The 25,089-nt window shown below is 38.9% G+C and carries 29 protein-coding genes; 8 read left to right on the forward strand and 21 right to left on the reverse strand.

Annotation, left to right across the window (positions count from 1 at the left end; all coding sequences use genetic code 11):
- The 13 genes from fliP to PU02_RS00805 all read right to left on the reverse strand — a co-directional run bounded on the left by fliP (window position 1) and on the right by PU02_RS00805 (window position 10,083).
- Complete coding sequence (gene fliP / locus PU02_RS00745; RefSeq protein ID WP_053943648.1) at window positions 1-756, reverse strand: flagellar type III secretion system pore protein FliP; 756 nt, start codon at window positions 754-756, stop codon at window positions 1-3.
- Window positions 753-1,250, reverse strand: a complete 498-nt coding sequence (locus PU02_RS00750; RefSeq protein WP_053943649.1) for a flagellar basal body-associated FliL family protein — start codon at window positions 1,248-1,250, stop codon at window positions 753-755. Before PU02_RS00750 ends, fliP begins: the two co-directional genes overlap by 4 nt.
- A gap of 96 nt (window positions 1,251-1,346) precedes the next feature.
- Entirely contained in the window at window positions 1,347-2,069 is a 723-nt protein-coding gene (gene flgH / locus PU02_RS00755; RefSeq protein WP_414947447.1) for a flagellar basal body L-ring protein FlgH, read from the reverse strand.
- Between the two features lie 45 nt (window positions 2,070-2,114).
- A complete protein-coding gene (locus PU02_RS06895) occupies window positions 2,115-2,825 on the reverse strand; it encodes a MotE family protein (protein ID WP_053943651.1) in 711 nt (236 codons plus the stop codon).
- A gap of 40 nt (window positions 2,826-2,865) precedes the next feature.
- Entirely contained in the window at window positions 2,866-4,095 is a 1,230-nt protein-coding gene (locus PU02_RS00765) for a flagellar basal body P-ring protein FlgI (RefSeq protein ID WP_144417860.1), read from the reverse strand.
- A gap of 13 nt (window positions 4,096-4,108) precedes the next feature.
- Window positions 4,109-4,567: a flagellar basal body P-ring formation chaperone FlgA gene (gene flgA / locus PU02_RS00770; protein WP_053943652.1), complete on the reverse strand. Its 459-nt coding sequence runs from the start codon at window positions 4,565-4,567 to the stop codon at window positions 4,109-4,111.
- Between the two features lie 4 nt (window positions 4,568-4,571).
- Entirely contained in the window at window positions 4,572-5,360 is a 789-nt protein-coding gene (gene flgG, locus PU02_RS00775) for a flagellar basal-body rod protein FlgG (protein ID WP_053944596.1), read from the reverse strand.
- A gap of 52 nt (window positions 5,361-5,412) precedes the next feature.
- Window positions 5,413-5,751 (reverse strand): flagellar hook-basal body complex protein FliE, encoded by a 339-nt coding sequence (gene fliE / locus PU02_RS06900; protein WP_053943653.1) that lies wholly within the window; start codon window positions 5,749-5,751, stop codon window positions 5,413-5,415.
- Between the two features lie 57 nt (window positions 5,752-5,808).
- Complete coding sequence (gene flgC, locus PU02_RS00785; RefSeq protein WP_053943654.1) at window positions 5,809-6,225, reverse strand: flagellar basal body rod protein FlgC; 417 nt, start codon at window positions 6,223-6,225, stop codon at window positions 5,809-5,811.
- Between the two features lie 2 nt (window positions 6,226-6,227).
- Window positions 6,228-6,614 carry a flagellar basal body rod protein FlgB gene (gene flgB / locus PU02_RS00790; RefSeq protein WP_053943655.1) on the reverse strand — a complete coding sequence of 129 codons (387 nt, stop codon included), beginning with the start codon at window positions 6,612-6,614 and terminating at the stop codon, window positions 6,228-6,230.
- 247 nt (window positions 6,615-6,861) lie between these two features.
- Window positions 6,862-8,463 carry a FliI/YscN family ATPase gene (locus tag PU02_RS00795; protein WP_053943656.1) on the reverse strand — a complete coding sequence of 534 codons (1,602 nt, stop codon included), beginning with the start codon at window positions 8,461-8,463 and terminating at the stop codon, window positions 6,862-6,864.
- A gap of 44 nt (window positions 8,464-8,507) precedes the next feature.
- Window positions 8,508-9,242 (reverse strand): flagellar basal-body rod protein FlgF, encoded by a 735-nt coding sequence (gene flgF / locus PU02_RS00800; RefSeq protein ID WP_053943657.1) that lies wholly within the window; start codon window positions 9,240-9,242, stop codon window positions 8,508-8,510.
- 40 nt (window positions 9,243-9,282) lie between these two features.
- A complete protein-coding gene (locus PU02_RS00805) occupies window positions 9,283-10,083 on the reverse strand; it encodes a DUF1217 domain-containing protein (protein WP_053943658.1) in 801 nt (266 codons plus the stop codon).
- Between the two features lie 285 nt (window positions 10,084-10,368).
- Between PU02_RS00805 and motA the strand changes: the two genes are divergently transcribed.
- From motA to PU02_RS00840, 7 genes are all read left to right on the forward strand, one after another.
- Window positions 10,369-11,250, forward strand: a complete 882-nt coding sequence (gene motA / locus PU02_RS00810) for a flagellar motor stator protein MotA (RefSeq protein WP_053943659.1) — start codon at window positions 10,369-10,371, stop codon at window positions 11,248-11,250.
- Complete coding sequence (locus PU02_RS00815) at window positions 11,247-12,209, forward strand: FliM/FliN family flagellar motor switch protein (protein WP_053943660.1); 963 nt, start codon at window positions 11,247-11,249, stop codon at window positions 12,207-12,209. The genes motA and PU02_RS00815 overlap by 4 nt, the downstream gene beginning before the upstream one ends.
- Window positions 12,190-12,798 carry a BAB2_0123 family type IV secretion system effector gene (locus PU02_RS00820; RefSeq protein ID WP_053943661.1) on the forward strand — a complete coding sequence of 203 codons (609 nt, stop codon included), beginning with the start codon at window positions 12,190-12,192 and terminating at the stop codon, window positions 12,796-12,798. Before PU02_RS00815 ends, PU02_RS00820 begins: the two co-directional genes overlap by 20 nt.
- Before the next feature lie 238 nt (window positions 12,799-13,036).
- Window positions 13,037-13,312, forward strand: coding sequence for a flagellar motor switch protein FliN (gene fliN / locus PU02_RS00825; RefSeq protein ID WP_053944597.1), 276 nt, complete (start codon window positions 13,037-13,039; stop codon window positions 13,310-13,312).
- A gap of 30 nt (window positions 13,313-13,342) precedes the next feature.
- Window positions 13,343-14,431 carry a flagellar motor switch protein FliG gene (locus PU02_RS00830; RefSeq protein WP_053943662.1) on the forward strand — a complete coding sequence of 363 codons (1,089 nt, stop codon included), beginning with the start codon at window positions 13,343-13,345 and terminating at the stop codon, window positions 14,429-14,431.
- Between the two features lie 18 nt (window positions 14,432-14,449).
- Window positions 14,450-15,520: a flagellar type III secretion system protein FlhB gene (gene flhB, locus PU02_RS00835; RefSeq protein WP_053943663.1), complete on the forward strand. Its 1,071-nt coding sequence runs from the start codon at window positions 14,450-14,452 to the stop codon at window positions 15,518-15,520.
- A gap of 201 nt (window positions 15,521-15,721) precedes the next feature.
- Entirely contained in the window at window positions 15,722-16,153 is a 432-nt protein-coding gene (locus PU02_RS00840; RefSeq protein WP_053943664.1) for a hypothetical protein, read from the forward strand.
- Between the two features lie 274 nt (window positions 16,154-16,427).
- On the opposite strand, the gene PU02_RS00845 is transcribed toward PU02_RS00840, so the two are convergent.
- The 6 genes from PU02_RS00845 to flhA form a co-directional block, all read right to left on the reverse strand.
- The gene (locus tag PU02_RS00845; protein WP_236824012.1) at window positions 16,428-16,829 is read right to left on the reverse strand and encodes a hypothetical protein; all 402 of its coding nucleotides are present in this window, start codon (window positions 16,827-16,829) and stop codon (window positions 16,428-16,430) included.
- A gap of 62 nt (window positions 16,830-16,891) precedes the next feature.
- Entirely contained in the window at window positions 16,892-17,347 is a 456-nt protein-coding gene (locus PU02_RS00850) for a flagellar protein FlgN (protein ID WP_053943666.1), read from the reverse strand.
- A 91-nt stretch (window positions 17,348-17,438) separates the two neighbouring features.
- Window positions 17,439-17,996 (reverse strand): rod-binding protein, encoded by a 558-nt coding sequence (locus PU02_RS00855; RefSeq protein ID WP_053943667.1) that lies wholly within the window; start codon window positions 17,994-17,996, stop codon window positions 17,439-17,441.
- A gap of 569 nt (window positions 17,997-18,565) precedes the next feature.
- Window positions 18,566-18,955: a hypothetical protein gene (locus PU02_RS00860; protein WP_053943668.1), complete on the reverse strand. Its 390-nt coding sequence runs from the start codon at window positions 18,953-18,955 to the stop codon at window positions 18,566-18,568.
- A gap of 2 nt (window positions 18,956-18,957) precedes the next feature.
- On the reverse strand, window positions 18,958-19,746 hold the full coding sequence (gene fliR / locus PU02_RS00865) for a flagellar biosynthesis protein FliR (protein ID WP_053944598.1): 789 nt from the start codon (window positions 19,744-19,746) through the stop codon (window positions 18,958-18,960).
- Between the two features lie 12 nt (window positions 19,747-19,758).
- The gene (gene flhA, locus PU02_RS00870; RefSeq protein WP_414947450.1) at window positions 19,759-21,837 is read right to left on the reverse strand and encodes a flagellar biosynthesis protein FlhA; all 2,079 of its coding nucleotides are present in this window, start codon (window positions 21,835-21,837) and stop codon (window positions 19,759-19,761) included.
- 724 nt (window positions 21,838-22,561) lie between these two features.
- Between flhA and PU02_RS00875 the strand changes: the two genes are divergently transcribed.
- Window positions 22,562-22,891 carry a protein tyrosine phosphatase family protein gene (locus PU02_RS00875; RefSeq protein WP_053943670.1) on the forward strand — a complete coding sequence of 110 codons (330 nt, stop codon included), beginning with the start codon at window positions 22,562-22,564 and terminating at the stop codon, window positions 22,889-22,891.
- A 231-nt stretch (window positions 22,892-23,122) separates the two neighbouring features.
- Here PU02_RS00875 and PU02_RS00880 read toward each other — a convergent pair whose 3' ends face one another.
- Both PU02_RS00880 and PU02_RS00885 read right to left on the reverse strand, forming a co-directional pair.
- Entirely contained in the window at window positions 23,123-24,118 is a 996-nt protein-coding gene (locus tag PU02_RS00880) for a bifunctional riboflavin kinase/FAD synthetase (RefSeq protein ID WP_053943671.1), read from the reverse strand.
- Window positions 24,118-24,963: a TIGR01459 family HAD-type hydrolase gene (locus PU02_RS00885; protein WP_053943672.1), complete on the reverse strand. Its 846-nt coding sequence runs from the start codon at window positions 24,961-24,963 to the stop codon at window positions 24,118-24,120. The genes PU02_RS00880 and PU02_RS00885 overlap by 1 nt, the downstream gene beginning before the upstream one ends.
- Between the last annotated feature and the right edge of the window lie 126 nt (window positions 24,964-25,089).

Consider the following 25,089-nt stretch of genomic DNA (forward strand, 5'->3'; position numbering starts at 1 on the left):
TTAAAAAGATCTTATTAAACTAACAACCAACAAATTCCACCCATCAATCAATACAAAAAATAAAATTTTGAATGGTAAAGAAATAACTGTTGGAGGAAGCATCATCATTCCCATTGACATTGTCAACGTTGCCACAACGAGATCTATTACCAAAAACGGCAAAACAATAAGAAAGCCAATTTCAAATCCACGACGCAATTCAGAAATCATAAAAGCAGGAACTAATATTCGAAAATCAATATTTTCACCTGTTTGAACCTGAAAAGAGGGATCAGAAAGATCAACAAATAAATTCAAATCTTTTTCTCGAACTTGTGACATCATAAACTCTCGAAACGGCTGACTAATCTTCTCTATTGCCTGCTTCTCACTGATTTCATTATTTATTAAAGGTTGTACCCCTTCTTCCCAAGAAGCATTAAATGTTGGTGCCATTACATAAAAAGTCATAAATAGAGCCAAAGAAATCATGACAAGATTAGGAGGTGCTGTTTGTAACCCCAATCCCGAACGTAAAAGTGAAAAAGCGATAACAAAGCGAGTAAAACTCGTCACCATAATAAGTAAACCAGGAGCAACTGATAAAATAGTCAATATACCAAATAATTGGATAATACGCCCACTAACCGGACCTCCAATAGATGGGAGAAGTTCAGAAAACCCACCTGCCCCTGTAATGCCACCAGTTTGTTGAGCAAAAGCACCTGTTGTCGCTACAATAAATATCATTGCAATGAAACTACCAAGCCTCTTCATTGCTCTATTACCAACTGTGAAATCAAAATGTTACTAATCTTATTATCAGAGCGAATTTTGGCGCGATCAAAGAGGTCAGCACGCAAATTCATCAAACCCGACGGTCCCTCTATCTGATCAATGGTTACTTGGTGCAAAAACGCCAAAAAATCATTCGATATATCAGATACAAGAATTGATGAAATTGTCTGGCCAGATTGAACAACTAAAAAAATCTCCGCTCGAATCCAAGCTGTCTCCGGCTCAGCAATATTCGTCACAATAGGGGGTAAAGCAATAACGTGAGAACTACCTATTACCCTATCAACAGACTTTTGCACGGATGCTTCCTTGGAATTATCAGAAGTTAATATTCTTTTTTGATCAATCCAGATTCCAAAAAACCACCCAGAAGCTCCAGCAATCAATGTTAAGATAACTCCAACGATTAAAAGTGTAACCACACTATGATTTTCTTTCGTTGTTGTCTTTTCCTGCATCGGCGCTTCTTCCATAAAAACCTCACTATAAAATGTATAAAGCAACCAAATAAACCAGTCGCATTTCTTAATTAACTAGCCATATTCAAAAAAATTCTAAATAACTGTCCCTTAAAAAGGTGCAATTTGATTTAATAATTGCTGACCATAAGGAGGTTGTTGTATTTCACTCAAACGCCCGCGCCCACCATATGAAATGCGTGCTTCAGCAATTTTATCGTACTCAATCATATTATTTCCTGAAATATCGCGTGGGCGCACAACTCCCGCAACATTGAGAATGCGCAATTCATTATTTACCCTTACCTCCTGTGAACCACGAATGACTAAATTGCCATTAGGCAAGACGTTGGTTACAATAGCTGCTACAGATAAACTAATATTTTCTCTCCGTTCAATTTTTCCATCTCCTTTAAACTGGTTAGATGACTCAGCTTCAATACTACCCGCAAGCTTTCTTAAAAAAGACTCTCCTGTCCCAAGAGTATACTTAGAACCAGAACCGCGCTTTAAATCACTTTTATTATTTAAACTAGCACGATCATTAATCGATATTTGTACAGTTAAAACATCACCCGGATTCGTTGCTCGTGGATCACGATAAAAACCATTATTACTTGAACGATAGAGTGAATACTTGCTTTCTCGCGGTGCAGATGGATAAGCCTGAGTTTTGTTCAAAGAGTCATAGCCTAAATCTGCACGCACTGGTGAAAAATCTGGTGCTGCATTAAAATCTTTTACGTTGTAAGAACAAGAGGTTACAACCACTGATACTAATACGATACTAGCCACTGAATACAATCGAGAATAGCATCTGTTCCTGTATTTCATCTATTTTACTTTCATAATTACTTAACTGTAGACATTACTGATATTTTATTTACCTTTCACTGGAACTTGCTGTGCACTCACTAATATTTGAGTAAGCTCAGCTGATTTTTCAGGAGGTAATTCATTCATAATGGCACTTGAAACTCTAGGACTAAGCTTTAAAACAAGGGAAGCTGCAGTAAGGTCATTCATCAAAGCCAACTGAGCAGCAGCAGCATCAGGACGCATTTTTGATATAATATCAACCAAAGAATCTTCTACCATTTCCAAAAATGCATCACGCCTTTTAAGCCAAGTCTCATATTCACTCCGTTTCTCTTCCAGATCCTTTACACGTTCACTAATTTGGTCACGCAATTGCTGTAGTTGCTGACGTTGCAATTGAAATCGTGCGTCCGCAGCCTGACTACCAATATTACTGCAAAAACGCTCTATTTCTTCAATATTAATATCAGAAGTTCTCTGTGTTAATGATGCAGCAACTGCAGTTGTCGTATTTGAAGAAATAGCAGATGGATCTTTTGATTTCTCTGCAACCTGAGCAACAGGTTTTTCTGATACCAAAGCACTAGAAGGTGCTGGTGCATCCGAAGAATTATCTGATAAAAGCGTTGTTGGCTGACCAGTTTCACGAGAAGTAGCTTCAGGTACTTCTACTTGTTCTAAATGCAACATAGGAGATTGGATTGGCACAGGAATTGAACGTGGCATAGATCTTGTCTGCGCATATCCTTTTCCCAACCCGCTGATAACCATAATAGTTGTTAAAAAAATTAAAAATAAAAACGTATCTGTATCACTGCACTATGAGCTCCGCATGAAGAGCGCCTGAGGTTTTTATAGCCTGCAAAACCGCTATGATTGCTGTTGGTTTAACACCAATTTGATTTAGTCCCTTAACAAGATTATCCAGATCAACTCCATTCAAAATGCCTACATTAGAAGGGGGTTGAGCTACCTCAACAGATGTTCTTGGTACAACAATTGTATCACCCGTTTCACTAAAAGGATTTGGTTGAGAAACAAGAGGTTGTTCCGTAACACGAACAGTCAAACTTCCATGTGAGATTGCAACACGTGAAACACGAACTTTTTCACCAATTACTACAGTTCCCGTACGCTCATCAACAACCACGCGCGCCACTTCATCTGTAGGGATCGGCAGCTGTTCAATATCAGCAATAAAACGTGTGACAGAAATATCACGTGGTTTACTCAAAATGATCGTCTTAGCATCACGTTCCTTAGCAACATTTGTCTTATAACGTTGACTGGAAAAAATATTCACCAAGTCTGTAACACGAACTGCTGTTGAAAAATCAGAATTCCGTAATTCCAAAATGATCTCTTTATTACTATTAAAATTTCCTTCAATCTTCCGTTCTACTAGAGCACCATTAGGAATACGGCCTGATGTTGGAACACCCTGTGTTACACTTTCTGCTACACCTTGAGCACCAAAACCAGAAATTATCATATTACCTTGTGCAACCGCGTAAGTCTGACCATCTGCTCCAAGAAGCGGTGTCATTACCAATGTTCCACCTTGCAAAGACGTTGCATCTCCTAATGAAGAAACTGTAACATCAATCCGCGAACCTGGGGTGGCAAAAGGTGGAATTTCAGCGGTGACAATAACTGCTGCCATATTATTCGCACGTGCAGCACCAGCAGGAGGGCTGATGCCTAAATTATCAAGCATCGCGCGCATAGATTGTTCTGTAAAAGGTGAATTTCGCAAAGAATCTCCTGTACGATTCAAACCAATTACTAAGCCATAACCTACTAATTGATTGGAGCGAACTCCTTGAATTTCTGCAATATCTTTCAAACGTGCCACAGCACCTGGACGCGCTAGATCAGAATAATACATTTGAGAAGTCTTCCCGCCTGACCCTAACAGAAAAGCGTCTGCTTCCGTGGCTAAACTATAATCACTGACAGTCCCAGCTTCCTCATTTGCAAATACTGCAAAAGAAATTGAAAAATAACTAACCAAAAAAAGAAAATAAAATGGGAAGAACAACGATATACAGCCATTAAAAACCTACTCTCACGCTACCATCTTGTAAAACGGTACCCATCACTATGCGGCCTGAATCTGCATTGCGAACACGAACAACATCACCAGATGATCCTGACTGTAACACTACACCTAAAGCGGTAATTTGCAGGTTACTTGTTTGAAAAATTAATTTAGCTGTTTGACCACGTTCAACCAAAATTGGCTCGCCCAATGAACTTAATGCGATAGGACGTCCTGCTTTTAAAGGGCGTACCGCAACCTTATTCATAACTTGCTTCATGTCTACAACATATGATGACGCAGAATTAGACTTAATAAAAAAATCCTTTTCGTTTAAATTAATATCAACAATACGTTGGCCAACCTGAATAGACTGATCAGGAACAAGAAATCGAACACGATCGGCATGAGCTTCCGCTAATACAAGCAATGAGAAGAAAAAATTCACTAGAAAAAGCGATTTTCTTTTCATCGTACTACCTTAAATTCCTAGAAACAACCGCTGCCATTTCATCTGATGCTTGAATCACTTTAGAATTCATCTCATAAGAGCGCTGTGCTGTAATTAGCTCTGTAATTTCCTTCACAGGATCAACGTTAGAAGCTTCAAGTGTTGCTTGCATGATGCTGCCATAGCCATCTTCTTTCGGATTTCCTGGAACAGGCGCTCCAGAAGCAAGTGTTTCACGATAAAGATTATCCCCTACAGCTTCCAAACCAACCTCATTAACAAAGTTAATTAAGTTAAGACGACCAGCTTCTACGGGATCAGGATCTTCAGCAGTCTGATAATAAACGGTCCCATCAGGACTAACCGTAATCTTTTTGCTTCCAACAGGAATAGTAATGGCAGGTTGTACTAAATTGCCATCCAGTGTTATAAGTTGCCCTGTTTCACTCAAATTAAAAGCACCGGAACGCGTATAAAAAACATTACCGTCAGGATCTTGGATTTCAAACCAACCATTTCCATTAATAGCAAGATCTAATGCATTTCCAGTTTGAATAAAAGCTCCCTGTGTATTAACTTTACGGACAGCAGCAGTACGCACCCCCATACCAATCATAGCACCCTCAGGTACAATCGCTTGATTAAGCATATTTGGAACACCAACAGCCCGGTCTGCCACATACATCAAATCCGAAAATTCTGCACGCGTACGCTTGTATCCCGTTGTGTTAATATTTGCCAAATTATTGGCAATAACATCGAGATTTGTTTGCTGAGCAGCCATTCCTGTTGCTGCAATCGACAGTGATCTCATGACCATGATTTTCCCCTCTAGTATTTTTAAATTTGCAAAACTGAATAAGCTACTAAATTTGCATCCGGCTCACTTCAAGATAAGCTTGAACCATCTTATCGCGCAAAGCAATAGCAGTACTCAAAGAACGCTCCGCCTCCATGATAGAATGTACAACATCTCGGACACCTACATCACCGCCAGAGACTTGGCCCATCGACAAACTTTCTGCATTTTGCAATTTTGTACCAACAGCTTCTGAAACTTCAGAAAGCACTTGCTCAAAACTAACATTATTAGCTTTATTAGCCATATTCGTCGATAAACGCTGCATATCAACATTGTTAATGCTTCCCGCTTCCTGTCCAAATAAATCTGCACCTGCAGCAACGGAAGTAAGTGCTCCTATCATTGTTTATGTTCCTTTTTTAAACTCAACTATATAGTTCATTAAAAATAATGAACATCTTCACTGTTTGAGCAAATCAATTGTTTGTGCAACCAAATCACGAACTTGGCGAACAACTTGTAAATTTGCTTCATATGAACGATTTGCTTCACGCATATCCGCCACTTCTATGACTGAATTAACATTTGGATATTTTACATAACCATTGCTATCCGCAGCGAGATGACCTGGCTCATAGCGTAAAACAAAAGGAGCTTTATCAAGACCAATACGTTTCACATGCACACCCTGCGCATCTGCATAAGGACCAAGTGCTGTTTCAAAACTCACAGTTTTACGTCGATAAGGATCTGAACCTGGTGTACGTCCTGTTGAATCAGCATTAGCCAAATTTTCAGCGATAACACGCAAACGCGTCGATTGTGCATTCAAACCTGTTGTCGCCACACGCTCTGCAGTCATTAATGGATCTGACATCTCTAACTCCCTCCCCTGACCGTTAACATAGTCATACGATGAAAAGCTTTGACGATAGCTGTATTAAGGGACATCTCACGGACAATACCTGCACCCTTACTCATTTCTTCTTCCAAATCGACATTATTGCCAGAATGAGTGGTCTCCCCTGCACTTCCAAGACGAACTTCCCGCACTTCCATCCCACTTTCTGTTAAATCCATATGACGATTATGAGTAACATTCATCGAGATTGATTTACCATACATAACATCCGTAAAATTTTGAATATCATGCGCTTTATATCCTGGCGTATTAGCATTTGCTACGTTACTAGCAACTGCTTTTTGACGCGCAGAAAGCCACTCTGCTTGCTTATTTGCAATGTCAAAAAGGTTAACTGGATCCATAGATTCATTCCTACTTGTATTTTTGCTAGAATAAAAAAGAAATCTTGTGCGAGGCTTGTCAGCCGTTTTGGGAGAAAAATAAAATCTAATTTGCACTCAAAATTGTAGTAATAACGGCAAAATACGCCTGCCGCATAGTGTAGCTGATCTCCTCCATTCCTACCAATTATGGTAGTCTATCCACTAGAAAAAGATTCTTTTGAATACTAAATCCCTCTAGACAAAATCATTACCAGCTCACCAAAAATCATTGGCTCTTCAACAATCTTGCTAGTTCATCATAAGGATCACTAATAGGAGGTGTATCAGGACTCTGATTCATTGCGGCATAAATTGACGGCACTAAACAAACTGCTTTATCAAGAACCTGATCTGCTCCCGGACGATAAGCCCCCATGGCGCGTAAATCACGTGTCTCTTCATATCTAAAAATCATTTCTTTCAAATTTTGAACCAATATACGCTGTTCTGGCGTCCAACTATGAACTGCTAAACGTGAAATGGAAGAAGTAATATCAACAGCAGGAAATCTTCCCTGTGCTGCAATCGCACGATCCAGAACAATATGGCCATCCAAAATTCCGCGAATTGCATCAGAGACAGGATCATTATGATCATCACCATCAACTAAAACAGCGTAAATACCCGTAATGGATCCTTTATTTTCCCTTCCTGGACCTGCTCGTTCTAATAGACGTGGTAACTCACTAAAAACTCGTGGAGGAAATCCACGTGCAACAGGTGGTTCATGAGCAGAGATAGCAATTTCACGTACCGCTAATGCATAACGCGTTATGGAATCAACCACTAGCAATACATTATCTCCTAAAGAAGAAAAATATTCAGCAATAGTTGTTGCCATAATTGGTGCCAAGCGCCGCATCATTGGGCTTTCATCCCCCGTTGCGATCACCGTAACAATATTATCTAATTTGTTTTGCAGCGTGTCATCAAGCATGTCACGTACTTCACGACCACGTTCCCCTGTCAATGCCAAAACCACCGTATCAAAATGATTTGCTTTCATCATCATTGATAAAAGGGTTGACTTTCCAACGCCAGAACCAGAAAAAATCCCAATACGCTGTCCAAAACAAAGAGGTGTAAAAATGTCAACTACCTTCACTCCCGTACACAACCCTTTACCCACACGGTTCCGCTCAAGTGCTGGAGGAGCGATTGTTTCAACTGCTTTGTGATGTGATCCAGATAACAACACTCCATTCCCGTCGATTGCTTCGCCAAAAGCGTTTAAAACCCGCCCACGCCAAGAACGATCCGGAGCAACAACGAGAGGACCTTGTGGAAAAACAGAAGCATTCAAAATAGGTGCAATAGTCTCATCATAAGGCTTTATTAAAACATTATCTTCATTAACATGAATAACCTCACCTCGAACAGTCTGGTTCCCACATTCTATGCGCACCATATCTCCAAGGAATACAGACTGGGATAAACCACGAGCACTCAATATCCCACGAGATATGTCGTTTATCACTCCACCTTGACTGACAAAGTGATCAAAAGTATTACACGTTACAAAGGAACTTAATCGGCTCAAAGCCGTAGAAGAAGCTGTTTTTTCCTTCTTGCCTTTTGAAGAACTCTTAATTTCGTCCTCTTGTGACAATTGCAAATCTGGAACCGCTCTCTCCTCCGTATCAGCTACATCTTCACTACTTGAAGAAGCTTTCATGCCATCTCCTTGGAAAAAAAATGGAGCTGAAGAACTCTCCTCCCCTACATCAGCCGTATCTTCATCCATTGAAGAAAATCTCACACTATCTGATTGAGAATCTTGTGAATCTAAGACCATTGATTGCACAGAATCATTGCAGCTGTTTTGCATTGCGCAACACACTCTTTAACTGAAAAAAATCTATCATGCATTTCTTAAACTTGCCCACCTAGTATTTGAATAGATTTAGAGCGCATCTCTTCTTGCTGGCGTAGCATTGACTCAAGACGCTCAAAAGCGCGGCTAACTTCAATAAGACGAGTCATTTCCACAACTCCATTGACATTAGAGTTTTCAATATATCCTTGCATAACACCACTGCCTATTTCTCCATCTACCTGCATTACCTCTCTATCAGGAATTACAGAAGAATTAGGCCCATAATTTAGCTGTGTTCCTTGCTGAAACTGGAACAAACCAATCCGCCCTATTAAAACATTATTTTGGTAAATACTCCCATCTTCTCCAATGCGTGGTATCCCACCTACAGGATTCAACTGAATTGGTGCTCCACCATCATCCAAAAAAGGTAAGCCTGTTACAGAAACTAAAACACCGTCCTCAGTCATAACCATGCGGCCATCACGAGTATAAACTTGTCCGAAAGATGCTTGCATAGATAGGTACGAATCTCCAGAAACGGCAATATCAAGTGCATTACCTGTTTGCACAAAAGCACCATTTTCTGTTGAAATATATCCCTTACCAGCACTCGCAAACAAAACATGATCTCCCTGCTCTTGAGCGGTAGGAGATATAAGCATATCAAATTTTACACCACCAGCACGAAATCCTGGTGTATTCACATTAGCCATATTTTGTGCAATCGTCTCCATTCGCCGTGCCAAACTAATTTGGCCCGACACGCTCACATAAATTGGATTTTGCATTAGCGTGATCCTTTTCTTGTATGATCAGTAAAATTGTCTACTAGAGGCCACCCCGTTTCAGAGATTGGAGAGCCATTATCGTGTCATTCGAAAAGGATATTCCACTCACTGAATTCGAACTTTGCAAAATCATCAAAGCAGGATTGATTTCTGCTTGATTTTGCGCATCATATAAAGCAGAAAACCGAGCAATGAACTGCTCTAATTTCTTGGGATCTTTTAAATCTTGCACGGACATACGCGACTCAAGTAAAGATTTTTGTGCTTCAATCTTTGAAGAACGCACATTTTCAGGAATACCCAAAGCTGTGAAAACAACGGCTGACAAAGCTTTGTCACCAAGAATTTGATAGGCCCAATTTTTTTCTGAAATGAGGCCTTCATTTGCCATTCCCCCAATCGTACGGGTAAAATATAGTGCCAAACGCGTTCCCTCATTATCTTGTCCGACTTGCACTTCCAACGTTTGCTGCATATATTTATTAACAGTTGCAGATTGCGCACTATTTTGTAGAGTCGTCTTTTCACCATGAAGATTAAAATTAAACGCTTCAGCAAATTGCTGATAACGTTTATCTGTTAACTGCAATGCATAAAGAGGGTCTGAAAGGACCTTACGCATCATGCCTTTTGCGTAAATCATTTCCTCCAAACCATAAGCTTTCATAGCATAACGATAAAGCTTATCATCAGCGAAAAAGTCATCCATTGATCTAGCACTTGCAATATTTTGAACGTAATAATCTGTTTCTCGCTTAACCTGTGGCTCTTTTAAAAGACGATCAAGCGTTTTTTTCATATTATCAATTGTACTTCTATAACTTACATATGTGCCAATCATAGCAATCCCCTTCCTGGATAAACAGTAAACTACAGCATAAAACTTATCCGAAACTTACGGTGAAACTCCCCCTCTTAAATAACTCGGCTCCCCCTTAATCCGCTTATAACAGAGCCTAAGGCTAAAGATCTTAAGCATCTATCATATAAGCCATTTATGTATGTATGCACTCTTCGCTTACAACATAATGCACATAAGAACAATAAATACTTTGTTATAAAAATGGTAAGGTTTACGCAAGTATAAGGATTTATTTTGCTGATAATCAAAAATGAGGGGACGACATTGAGTGTTATTATTGGACTAATTATTACTATGGGATGTATCCTTGGTGGTTATGTCGCCATGGGTGGCCATCTCGACGTTTTAATGCAACCATGGGAATTCGTAATTATCTTGGGGTCAGCTATTGGAGCCTTTATTGTCTCCAATCCTATATCAACCATTAAAGACACGCTTAAAGCATCCTTAGAAGCTCTAACTGATGCGGTACCCCATCAAAAGGACTTTTTAGCAATTCTAGGGCTTCTTTATACACTTATGCGGGAAATGCGTTCAAAATCGCGTTCTGAAATGGAAAGCCATGTCGATAACCCCAAAGGATCGAATTTGTTTAAACAATATCCTTCAGTCTTAAAAGATGATTCTCTAACCCATTTCATTTGTGACTATTGCCGTCTTATCATCATGGGAAACGCGCGTCCTTTTGAAATTGAAGCTTTAATGGATGAGGAAATTCACACAATCTCATCCGATTCTCAAAAACCCTATCAAGCCATGCAAAATATAGCTGATGCTCTTCCTGCTCTTGGGATTGTTGCTGCTGTTTTAGGTGTCATTAAAGCCATGGGAGCCATCACCGAACCACCGGAAATACTGGGACACTTAATTGGAGCCGCTCTCGTTGGAACCTTCGCAGGAATATTCTTTTCCTATAGTATCTTTGGTCCAATTGCGACGAAAATTAAGACAGTTCGCAATAAAAAATCTCGTATCTATGTTGTTGTGAAACAAACCCTCCTCGCCTACATGAATGGCGCAATACCACAAATAGCTCTGGAATACGGGCGTAAAACAATTTCGGCAAAAGATCGCCCAACCATAGATGTCGTCGAACAACACACAATTTCTGGTCGAAACTCTGAAAAAGAAGCTCCCCAAAAATGACAGAATTACAAGAAGGCCTTGAAAACCAAATAGATAATGATAAAAAGCAAGATGTGCTTGCCCAGCATATCTTACGTGCCGCAGGACTATCTAGTGATGACCTGATGTCATTCCAATATGTCTTTCGAGATGTCGCAAGCAATCTTTGCACACAAATGAGTCGTTACACACCTTTAGAATTTGAAATTAGTGTGCAATCACTTGATACACTTAAAGTCGATGCAATTGTTGAAACTATTAAAAAAAATGCATTGCTGATTGAATTTAATTCCGATCGATGGGGTAACGATGCAATCTTCATATTTGATACAATTTTAGTCGAAATCATCACAGAAGCTTTTTTTGGTGCAACAAAACTACAACTTACAAACCGTAACGGACGTAGCTTAAGCCCTACAGAACTCAAAATAAGTGAATATTTTAGTAAATTGCTTGCCGATATCATGGATGCAACCTTCGGCACAGGAGATAAATCTCTTTTGACTTTTAAAAAAATGCGGAAAGCTCAAGAATTTAGCGTTGAGACTTTTCACCAATCGCAGATGTTTTCCTGTACATTCACAATAAAATACGAAGAGATTGAAGCTCATCTAAATATTTTAATGCCTCGCAGTTGCCATCGTCCTATGCAAGAAGCCATCGCACGTGTTATGCGTTTCCCTGAAAAACGCATGGATCCACTATGGGCAAAACGCTTAAGACAAGAAATTAGCCAAGCACATATGTGTATTGAAGCATTCATACAGCAAGGATCTATGACCCTCCATGAATTATCAAATCTTAAAGTAGGGCAAGTCTTACCTCTTCCTTCAAATGCCCTTCAGCATATCAAATTACGTAGTGGTAATAAATCACTCTACAAAGGATCTCTTGGAAAAATTGGAGCAAATTTTTCTATCCGAATTACAGACCCAATCGACGAAGAAAAGGAAATGATTGATGAGCTGGTTCATGGTTAATATCATCAGTACACTCTTAGCGCTGATTTCACTTGGCGTTTTCATCCGTGTAGCACGAAAATTGAAAGAAACTATGCACACTGGACGTGAACTTGCTGAACAAATCCAAGTTAGCACCTCACACCTTGATCACATAATTTCAGTATTACGTGAAGAGTATCAAGAAATCCATGATGAAAACCGAAAAATGGACGCACGCATAATTGAATCAACACGCATCCGACGTGAAATTGACCGTTCCCTTGCACATATGGAAGAAGTCCGTCATCAACTACAAAATGACTTCAATCTTTTACGTAGCGTACCAACCCCACCTCCTGCTCCACAAACGCATGAACCTACCCCGCAAACACATGAACATGTAACAAAACCGACAATAATCAATACAAATCAACAAAAAGCTGTTATTCCTAAAAGATTTCCAACCTTCATGCAGCAGCGACAAATGCACAAAATGTCTGCTTACAACAAACAACAACCTACAATTTCTAAAAAATTGCCGGTTTTTGTTCAACATAAAACATATCAAACACCTCTTAAAAATGCGGCATACCCTCAAAACAATCCATCTTCACACAGTAATCCGTGAGATCGTATCGGTATAAAATAAATAATATGGTGATGTAATGACAAATAAAATAAATCCTCCTGGAGGGATTAATCCAGTAAATCCTTCCCGCCCAATAGCATCTAGAACGGAAGAAGGAGGAGCGCAAAACCCCGGAGCATTTGGTGCAGGAATAAAAAAACCTAGAACCGAAGCATCTGGAATATCACCAAGCGGCACACCCTCTTTTGGTGCAGCAGGCAGAGCACCTCTTGGCGGAATGCATGCAAAAACAAATGCAACGGATACATCCGGTAATACAGAGCGTATTATGAGTATTCCCGTCGAAGTACAGATTGTCCTTGGTTCTACTACTATGCCCGTTTCTCAACTGATGAATTTAGGGCGTGGCTCTGTCATTACACTTGATAAACAAATTGGAGATCTTGTTGATATTGTCGTCAATGGCCGTGTCATTGCGCGTGGTGAGGTTATTGTTCTTGAGGATGATTCTTCTCGCTTCGGAGTTAGTCTTATCGAAATCATTGATAAGTAAACCACCTTCAAAAAATGCGGAAAGTAAATTATGGCGCAAGAAGAAAAAGAAAAAATGATAGAAGATAATGATCTCTCATCAGATAATGCATCACTTGAAGATGACTCTCAAATTCTTCCTACACTGATTGACACTCTTTCTGGACAACAAAAAGTAGCTGCACTTCTTGTTGCTTTAGGGAAATCTGCCGCTGCACGCCTTTTAAAACATTTTACACCAGATGATTTACGCCGTATCAGTGGACAAGCTCACACCTTACCTAATATTTCTCTCGCAGATTTTGAAATTCTGGTTCGCCAATTTGAAAACGCTTTTGCAGAAGGAGCTTCTTTTTCTGAAGCTGGCTTACATTTTGATAATCTTGTTTATGAAACACTGCCAGAAGAAGAAGCAGCTCTAATCTTTGATCCTTCAAAAGCACCACCTCCTCCTGTCGAAAGCCTTTGGAATATTATTGCAAGAACGGATATAGATTCCTTGCAAATGCACCTTGTACAAGAACACCCACAAGTAATCAGTTATATTATCTCACGTCTTCCCTCTGAAGTCGCTGCAAAAATCTTAATGGTGCAAAACATGGCTGTACGTGCGAACCTCACACAGAGGCGATTACATTTACACCAAGTTTCACCAGAAATGGAAGAAATTCTTGACCAGGCCCTAAGACCTCTGCTGCTTGAAAATACTAAAGCTGGAGAGGTTGCTCATCACGGCCAGGTGGCAACAATTCTAAATGAGATGGATAAGAAGGATGTCGACGACATGTTAGAAGTCCTCCAGGACTTAAATCCAGAAGATTTGAAAAAATTAAAGAAAAGCTTTTTTGTCTTTGACGACATTCCACGTTTAACGGAACGTGCACGATTACTTCTTTTTGATGGAATTGCAGCAGAAACCATTATTACTGCGCTGCATGAAACAGACGATTTAATGCAAGAGCTTATCTTGAACTCTCTTTCACAACGAACACGCCGTATAGTGCAAACAGAACTCTCAGAAAAGAACCCAACAATCCAACAAAGTGCTATCCTTAACGCTCGTCGGGTAATCGCTCAAACTGCTATTAAACTATCAGAGCAAGGAACCATAAACCTTTCAAGTCAAGAAGGAGCATCTTAAAAGACGCATTAGATCGATATGTCAGATGAAAAACCAGACAAAGAAAGCCAAACCGAAGAACCAACAGAACACAAAATTCACAAAGCAGAAGAAAAAGGAAACCTCCCCTTTTCTCGTGAATTACCCATTCTTGCTTCTCTTATAAGCTTTTGTATCATTGTGATTTTTACTGCTTTTCCAGCTTTATCAAAGTTGGTTATTTTTTTAGCTCAATGGCTCGAACGCCCAGAATCATGGCACATTAATACAGCAGAAGATATGAAGCATTTTATTTATTTGGTGGTCGGAAATGTGGGCTTGGCTTTGGCACCTTTGTTAATCATTATGCCTATACTTTCCATCACTGCATCTGCATTACAGAATACACCAAGGATCATTATAGAACGCATTCGTCCCAAATTGTCGCGTATCTCACCCACTAACGGATTTAATAGAATCTTCGGTAAGGCTGGATTTGTTGAATTTCTAAAATCACTCGTCAAGCTTATTGGTGTTAGCATCATTGTTTATGTTATGTTTTTTAGAAATAATACAATTTTCATACACGCATTATTAACTGACGCACCTGCTTTACCAGAATATATTCGGCAAAAACTCGTCGGCTTATCACTCTCCTTCATTGTATCTGTTACTATCATCGCAGGATTTGATTTTGCATGGTCACGCTTTTACTGGCGCCAACAGCTCCGTATGAGCAAACAGGAGATTAAAGACGAACATAAAAATATTGAAGGAAATCCCATGGTAAAAGCGCGAATGCGTTCTTTGGCACGAGATCGTATTCGTAGACAGATGATCGCCAATGTTCCAACAGCAACTTTAATCATAGCAAATCCGACCCATTTTTCTGTTGCTTTGCGTTATAAACCACCGCTTGATTATGCACCAGTTGTAATTGCAAAAGGGCAAAATATTTTAGCCCTCCACATCCGTGAAATTGCTGTCAAACACAATATTCCTGTTATCGAAAATAAACCCTTAGCACAAGCATTGTACAAACAAGTCGAAGTTGATCAGACAATTCCACCTGAATTCTACGAAAGTGTTGCCGTCTTAATTCGCTTTATTAACAGTAAGGAAAATCATTAAATTCGCATGACTATTTATTAAACATTACAAATTGGATGAACATCTAAATATAAGTTAACCGTGAATCAGTAAAAGTATTTTAATATCTTAATGATAACAAAAATAGGAAGTAAGTGTCGTTCTCTAAAATTACATAGGCGCTACAATTGATTGTTGATCGAAACAACGTTTTAATGCCTCAAAATATTATGAAGCTAAAAAATGAAAAAAGACTATATAACTGAAATTCGTGAAATGGTTCTGGCAAAGCAAGTTGCACAGTTCATTCCGGAGTTGCGCCTTATCGATGTCGGTGATTTTATTGCTTGTATCCACACAGAGCGCTTTGGTCATATTTCTGAGCTCGTTGAAAGTGCTGTGGAGCTCCGTTTTTACCCTCATACGATGCGCTTTGCCCAAAACGCAAACTACGAGCTAGACTGGGATACAACGCCTAAAATACTCTTGCACATGGAGTTTGTAAATGATGGGGTGCGAGCTTTTTTCCAACTCGTTATGTCAGCGGAAGAATTCGGTATTGAATTAAATCAGTGTATTTTCGATAATCCAGCAGATGAAGAGACTAATACAAGCACTTTTATGAATGCACTCAACAATGCACGGATACAGAGACAAAAGCCACTCATCCACTAAAATAATACTTTCCTTATACCTTGAAGAGAGATATCTTTCAAAGGTTTGAAAAGCTACATCAATTATCAAGATTTTTCATATAGACAAGGGGTAGCAAGACTTTTCTATGAAAATCTCGCTACTTTTTTATTTCATGTAAAATAACATTACAAATGCAGCCACTATTTATGGTGAAAAGGCCTAAAATGCCCCTCTACAGCATGTTTCTGAAAAAATAGTCATCCTTAAAGAAGCTAAAAATATAGCATCACTGTCATACTATTTTTATATTTGTCTATCCTGTATATTGGATAGGTTGGCGTACTTTGTCAACGCTAAGATAATTGAACTGCTTAACAAGCAAATCTTTTAAAATAGGCTGCTTAGAACGTTGATTAATATGTTCTATGATCTGTTGTTTAACATCTTCAAAGCTTATTTTTTCGATCATACGGACATTCGAGTAACTACCCCAAAATTGCTGAAAAATAGAATCATGAATTAAAACATCCACGGGAATAGATATTTCTCGCGCTAAACCTCTATCGATAACATATGTGAGTTGTGTCACAATATAACCTTGAACAACTCCTTCCACCAAAATAGGAATACTCATAATTTCTGTATCGTGAGACTCATTTGTTACAATGATAGCATCCTGTATACGTGAAACCCCAGAATTACTCGACCTGTTCATACTAAATGCGAGCGCCCCCAAGGTGACAATACACACCCATGTCCCCATTAAAATCATTTTGATCATTTATGTCGTCCAGCATTAACTAAAGCTGGATCATAAGTTCCATCCGTTTCTTCAGCCCGAGCGGCCATCTGCATAATCTGAGAAAGTTCTCTAACCGCTTCTAAGTTTGTCTGCAGTAACTCACTGTTACGTTGCAATTTCACCTGCAAATCAGCGAGAGCATGAGCAATATCACTTTCAACTTCCGGATCCATGTAACGCACAACATCTTTCATGGACTGATTTAAATCACGAAGCCCACGAGTTTTACGCAAATTCACCTCTTCGTAATCAGGTTTGCCATGGCTCTCAAGCATATTACTTTCATAATCTACTACTTCTGCTAACCCCTTAACAGCAGCCATAAATTTTGTTATAGCCCATTCACGCCCAATAAGCTCATTGTCTAAAGGTTTCGTTTTCAGCATTTCATTGTTATCGTCATCTTTATCACCATGTTCCGCTATAAACATTTTCATTCCCCTTTTTCATTGTTTACTTTAAATAATATGAATTCAATTCACACACAGAATAATCAGCCAGTGTAGGATCTTTATAAATAGATCAAGAATACTGACGGACTAGGTTGAGATCATTTGAATAAACAATTGCACGTGCAATCGTATTATGATCTTCGAAGGCAGTTTTTGGCTGTCTTTCTTCTTTTTCATGAGCTGCACTTTCTTCCCTTCGCGCCTTCTCGGAAGCCAACATTTGAGCAACCCCAATCCCACCAGAATTAGCGAACTCCTTAGCTAATTGCTCAACCATCATAGATTTCCATATCTTGCCTGTCTGTCCTTTACCAAAAAAAGACTGAGAATCTGTTGTAAACATATTTTCAATTAAACTCTGCAACATAAAAGACTCAAAATCTCTAAAAACCTCACTCTCCCTATCTTTTGCTGTTTCTGACTGCATAGGAGCTTGATGTCCCTCTCCCTTCAATGCGAGGAGATCAGAACTCACTAGCTCAGAAAAACGCTCGCCTACCTGCTCAACACCCTGTGTGCGCACAACATTTTGCGCACTATATAATTTCTCAACAGACGCACGATACTCAAGCGGATCAGCAGCGCGTGCAACATCAAAAACAATATCCGAAAGTGGCTGAATAGCCATAAAGTTCCCCTTTTTACAAAACCATTCTGTTACTTTTCTATCACCCCAGAATGACGAAAAATCTCTTCTTCTCAAAAAGCCTAAACATAAAATTCATCACCATAGCCACAATTAATTATAAAAAACCAAACTTACGTCAAACTGATGCCTTTATCATCTCTTATAGGTAGCGCTGTTTTCTTCTGCCGCTTTCTGGTAGGAGAGGTGTGATAGTATACTATTTTTTTGTATAATACAAACTGTGCCTATTGTATAGAGCACCCCCTGCGGATCTGGGTGTTTTTTGGTTTGTTTTCTCTAATAAGCGGCTCTAAATTTGTTGATTGACCTTCCTTAGAGAAGCGTTCTTCAATGCACAGGTGTTGTGTGATGTTTATGAAATTTATATAAAAATCATCCATTCTTAACTCAAAGCCGTATCAGGGATATGTGGTACACGTACATGATGCCGCAACTCAATGCTGATAGGCATAAACGATGAACTATTTTAAATCTTATCTCTTCAAAGATAGCGGTATACAGATCATTTTCAATGAGGTATGTTCTTAAATAAGTAAACAAAATTGATACTAAATAGATGCTCTAATCGTTTTATCAGCAATATAATCTTCTAATATCGCGCTAAAATCTTTCCTCTCTTCACTGGATTTGGCCTCTTTGTACTTATTCTCAAACCGCTGCAAACGACTGGAAGCTTCGCGTACAACTTGCTTTTTCTGAGCAACAGATTTTTCGAGATTTTGCTCCATTTTAGCTGTATGTTGCAAACGCCGTGATAAAAAATTCACGTCCCAAAAAGGAATACCCTCTTCCTCTCTCCCCATCAAAGTAAGAATCCTATGTGTTTCTTCCTCACAAAAAGAAATCTGAGAGTGTAACCTCTCTAGTTCAACTTTATGATAAGCCTCCACAAGCCCTTGTATTTTGACCAATTTACCATAACGCTTGCTGTTTTTCATACCTAAGGTCCCCTCTTGAGCCAATCCTGAAATTCTAAATTAAAGAAATTTAAAAGCTCTGGAGCGATGAAATAGAGTAAAAACATTCCTCCTGCAATAACAAACGGCAAAGAAATAAAATACACTGGAATAGTTGGAGTTAATTTATTGACCAATCCAACTGCAACATTAACCAAAACAGCGTAAACAATGAAAGGAGCAGCGATAGATAATGTTGTAAAAAATATCTTTGATAACGAGTCACGATAATCAATTAACGCCGCCTCGGGATTTGGAATCAAAGCCGGGGGAAGTACTTCGTAAGAAGCTAACAACCCACGAACCACAAGCATATGCATATCACTTGCAAAAAAAAGCATCACACCAGCTATAACCATTAAATGAGATACTTGTGTTTCTGGTGTTGAATCAATAAGATTATATCCAGATTGACCAGAATATCCTACAGACATTGCAATGATTGTTGACATAAATTGTAACGCCCAAATGTAAATATGAGATATAACCCCAAATGTCATCCCTATAAGCATTTCAGAGCACAAAACTTGCAAAAGTGACCCAAGATCAGGTTTTTCTCCTAAAAATTTGAAGAAATCTGCTACTGTAAAAAGTGCAATCAACGAAAAAGATAGAGCAATAAACAAACGCAAATGAAGAGGTACACGTGCACTAGATAAACCAGGCATGAGCATCAAACAAGCTCCCACCCGCGCAAAAATCAGCATGGTAATGAGAACCAAATTATCAATAGGAAAAGATGTTAAAGGAGATACAGATATCAAAAAACTCAACACTCCTTCTTTTTAAGAGAGAACCCCTAATGTCTTTACTTCAATATTGCGAGAAATTTCTGCATGAGAAAGGACAGATAATGTTGGGAAAAGACGTTCCATAATCATGCGTACATAAGGGCGTGCCTCAGGGGATGTTATCAATGCAAAACGCATTGCTTTTTCCATATATTGGCGTATCATCACAGAAGCCTCGGTACCGAATTTTTCAAGTTCAGCAGGATTAAGGTCAAATTCGACTATTTCACCTTTCGTATCTCGTTTTAAAGCTTTGTGAAAAATAAGATCCCACCGACTACCCATCCGAATAACATGCAAGATGCCCCCTTCGGAAAGATCACCACAAATTTGCTGAGACAAACGCAGACGGACATGTTCAGCAATAAGATCAGAACGCCGAATGTGAGGAGAAATTTCAGCAATTGCTTCAAGAATAAGATGAAGATTACGAATAGAAATGCGTTCTGCTAAAAGCAGTTTCAAAATTGATTGTAGTCCTGAATAAGAAAGATGTGCAGGACAAATTTCTTCCAATAATTTACGATATTCTCCCCCCAAACGATCCAAAAGAATTCGCATATCCTTGTAAGAAAATAATTGTGCCAAGTTGCTGCGCAAAACTTCGCTTAAATGGGTCAAGAGGACAGAAAGATTGTCTACAGCCATATAACCTTCACGTACTAATTCAGTACGAAATGTTTCCGACGTTGAAAAGGCACCCATTCCAAAAGCTGGTTCTACCACTTGCTCACCTGGAATATTAGGAATGGGTTTGTTCCCTGGCATAATGAGAACCTCACCAATACGCATTGCGTAAGATGCTATAACTGTACCATGTAATTTGATCCAATAAGTTTTAGCTGGAACTGTATAATCATCAGAAAGTTGAATATCAGGAATGACAAAACCATATTCCTGAGCAAATTTTCGACGCATCTTTGCAACACGAGTAGCTAACTCAGCCTGCTGAGGTAGCAAGCGTTGGGATAATTGTTTGCCCATGGCAATTTCAATTTGCACCGTATCAAGCGATGCCTTAACCGATTTACTTTCTTCTTGAACAGCTCTTTTATGGGCCTCTTCTTCTAAAGCTTGCTGTGCGATAGCCTCTTTCTTTAAACGACGTGGAATAGAATAACCAATTGCAGCTAAAACAATACTCAATGTGATAAATGGAAAAGCAGGCAAACCTGGCATCACACCCAGCATAAATAAGAGTAATGATGAAACAAAAAGAGCTTTAGGATATCCCCCTAATTGTCCTAAAACAGCTTTTTCAGCAGAACCACGCGTTCCCCCTTTTGAAACCAAAAGACCTGCAGCTAAAGAAACAATTAAAGCTGGAATCTGTGTAACAAGACCATCACCAACAGAAAGTTTTGTAAAAACATCTGCCGCACCAGATAACGTCATACCATGGCGTGTAACACCAATAATAATACCACCAAAAATATTCACTGCCGTAATAATAAGCCCAGCAATAGCGTCACCACGTACAAATTTCGAAGCCCCATCCATTGCTCCGAAAAAAGAACTTTCTTCTTCAAGTTCTCGACGGCGACGCTGCGCTTCCTTTTCATCAATAAGACCTGATGAAAGATCTGCATCAATAGCCATTTGTTTCCCAGGAATAGCGTCTAACGTAAAACGCGCACCAACTTCAGCAATACGCGTTGCACCTTTAGTGATCACTAAAAAATTTACAATAATAAGAATGGCAAAAACAACAAGCCCAATGACAAAATCCCCACCCATAACAAACTGGGAAAAACCATGAATGACATGACCTGCTGCCTTATAACCTTCATTTCCATGAGTTAAAATCACACGCGTTGTTGCAATATTAAGAGATAAACGCAGCAATGTTGCAATTAACAAAACTGTTGGAAAAGCTGAAAAATCAAGAGGACGCTGAATCCATAAAGAAACCATTAAAATCAAAACAGAACATGCTATGGAAAAAGAAAGTCCTAAATCTAAAACAAAAGCAGGAACAGGTAAAAAAAGGACTGTTAGAATTACAACAATTCCTGCTGCGAATGCAACATCACGACCAGAAAATTGACTCTGATCCTCAGCAGAAGCTTTCAGATTATGTTGCACATTTCTCTCCTTTAATAATCATTGTCAACGCAACAGTGCAAAAAAGCAAATGATTTTCAATTTTTTTAAGACTGCCTTACGCCTCCAGATATTTCTCATTCCGTTTCAAAAGTTTTAAATTCTTAAAATTCCTGAAAGATACCTCAATTCATTACTAAAACTCTCATAATATACGGTGAATCTTGTGCGAAAATGGTGCTGAACGATATGAAAAATAAATAAAAGCTCACCATAGCATCATGTGTAATTTCGATGTTCATTCCTTCTTGAAAAACAACAATTACTTTAAGCTTGCTGAACACAAAATATCAGCATATATTACATCTTGTGATGTTTTGTGAACGATTCTGTAAAATTACAAAAGTAGGGGGGTGCTGGTATGACTGATATAGTGAAAGTAGCTGTGCTTTATTCTGCTTTAATTATTAGCGTTAATGTGGCTGTTGTTTTTGTCTTGATGATGGATATATGTCTGTAAGATCTTATAAAATATCTTAATGTTTCTCGCGCACTCATCGTGAATTTTTAGTCGTAGTATTTTTCTTCAAAAAGGATTTTGCCGTTATTTTAAAAAAGTTCCATTCTTTATTTTTTTGCCGTCTTCTACAAGCATCTATTTCTATTAAGTAGAATAAACCCTCCGCTAAAACTTTTCTCGTAACGAGATTTTTCTGAAAGTGGTGTATAATATCTCCGATACGGATGTGTAACTATGAACCTACAACAGATTGAACAGCATTTCTTTGCTAGCTCTCAGATCAGCATTCAAGATATCCCGAAACTTGCAAGTGATGGCTTTAAAACAATCATCTGCAATCGGCCTGATCAAGAAGATTTGGATCAACCACTTTTCAATGTTATCCAAGAAACCGCTCTTCATTATGGAATACAATCCCATTACGTTCCTATCACCCCCCCTACCATAGAACAATCAAGCATCGATGCTATGCGAGAAGTGCTAAAAACTGCACCTCGCCCTATTGTTGCCTATTGCCGCCATGGAACACGCTCCATTCGTTTATACAACTTGGCACTTCTCTGATTTTCTTTAACAATTTTTAGAAGTGAATATTAAACTCTTTTGCCCTAGTGAATATTACAAATTTGTGCAAATAGGAGGAAATGCAAATGACAGCTTCAGATCTTCAAACCTTCGGTTCACCTACCCATAGGCGAAAATTTCACATTATCCGTAATATATTGGAATATACTGTTATCATCGTGATTAGTTTGGGTGCTATTGTTGCATCCCTGTTATCGTTTTTAGACCATTTCAAGACATACATGTAAAAGTCAAATATTGATCTAAACTCGAAAGAGGTTGTGCTGTCGCTGTAATTTTTTTTGCATCTTGTTCATCACGATGCATTTGCTCGACCAGACGCTCTAGTCCATCAAATTTTTCTTGCCCACGCAAAAATTGTAAAAAAGAAACTGTACAATTTTCACCATAAAATTCTTCGTCTAAATCAAATACATAAGTTTCAAGAAGTGCTTCTCCACCATCAACAATGGTTGGACGACACCCAAAGCTAGCAACACCATCATACAAAACGCCATTGGCTCGACGCAACCGCACAGCGTAAACGCCGTGTGCTAGTGTTGTTTGATCAGACAATGCCTGATTAGCTGTTGGAAAACCCAAAAGGCGACCAAGTTTCTCCCCATCAATAATGTTTGAGCGCACCCGATAATGGTACCCTAATAAACCAGCTGCTTGCTTCACCTTTCCTTGCGCTAAAAGCTGCCGAATTATGCTAGAAGAAATTTCCTGCCCTAGCTCATCACTGCATATAGAAGAAACCTGAATAACTTCAAAACCATTCTCTTTTCCCCTCTGGCACAAAAAAGGTGCACTCCCACTCTTATGGCGACCAAAGTAAAAATTATCCCCTGTAACAACAATAGAAACGTCAAAAGCTTGTTTTAAAACTATTTTAATGAAATCATCAGCTGAAAAAGAAGCAAACTGCATATCAAAAGATTGTTCAATCACACCATCAAAACCAAGAATTTTGAAAATTTCAGCTTTCTCCGCGGCCTCTGTTAAACGACAAATAGGCATCTTTTTTTGAAAAAAACTCTTTGGATGCGGTTCAAAAGTTAAGACCAGAGCCGGTTTGTTTTGAAGACGTGACACTTCAAGCGCCTTCTGTAATACTTCTTGATGACCACGATGGACACCGTCAAAATTACCAATGGCCAACACAGAACCACGCCATGACAAAGGAAGCTCTTGATAACCTTTAAGACGTAAAAAACCAACCATTATTGGAATGCCCACATAATAGCTTTAGGTTTATAACCATGACGATCAAGATCACTATACAAAGCTTCTTTATTCATCAAACCGTCATGTAGATAATTATGTCGGTGTATCCCACCTACGATGTAAACAACATCAATTCCAAAACAGATTGCACCCTTAACATCTGTTAATAAACCATCACCAATCGCTAAAATGCGACTTTTGTTTACTGGTCCACCAATATTGTTCAAAATTTTAAGAGCATGACTATAAATAAGCGCATGGGGTTTTCCAGCAATATGCACCTCACCCCCTAACTGTTGATAAAGGCGCGCTAACGCCCCAGCACACCAAACCTGTTGATCCCCATAATAGACCATAATATCAGGATTAGCACAAATAAATGGTAAGTTGCGTTTACATAAACGCTTAAATAATTCTTCATAATCTTGCGGAATAGCACCAATTTCTTCAAGAAAACCACTACACACCACCGTACGAGCTTCATCTTCTCCAGTTATCTCACAAGATAACCCTTCAAAGAGAGATAAATCACGTCGCGGACCGATGAAAAAAACCTGACATGGTGCTGTATGAATGAGATCACGTGTAACATCACCAGATGTAACAACAGCATCATAATATTCAGAATCAACATTCAATTGCTGTAACTGAGTGATTACATATTGCCGTTGTCGGGGTGAATTTGTTAACAAAACAACATGCTTCCCCATTTTCCGAATTGTTTGCAATGCTTTCAACGCTGGCTCAAATACACGTGTACCATCATGTATAACACCCCAAATATCGCAAAAAACTGCATCATAATTATCCATTATAGGGGCAATGTAGGTAAGTTCTTTCATGGAACATCCATCGAACTATTATCTGTTGCTCAAAATCATCTACGATGATCCTACTCTTTATCTTAAGATTTTTTTCTTGTCATCCGCTTTCTCAGAACAACACCTTCCAATTATTCAAAAAAGAAG

The sequence above is a fragment of the Bartonella ancashensis genome, from assembly GCF_001281405.1.
GTDB classification, from domain to species: domain Bacteria; phylum Pseudomonadota; class Alphaproteobacteria; order Rhizobiales; family Rhizobiaceae; genus Bartonella; species Bartonella ancashensis.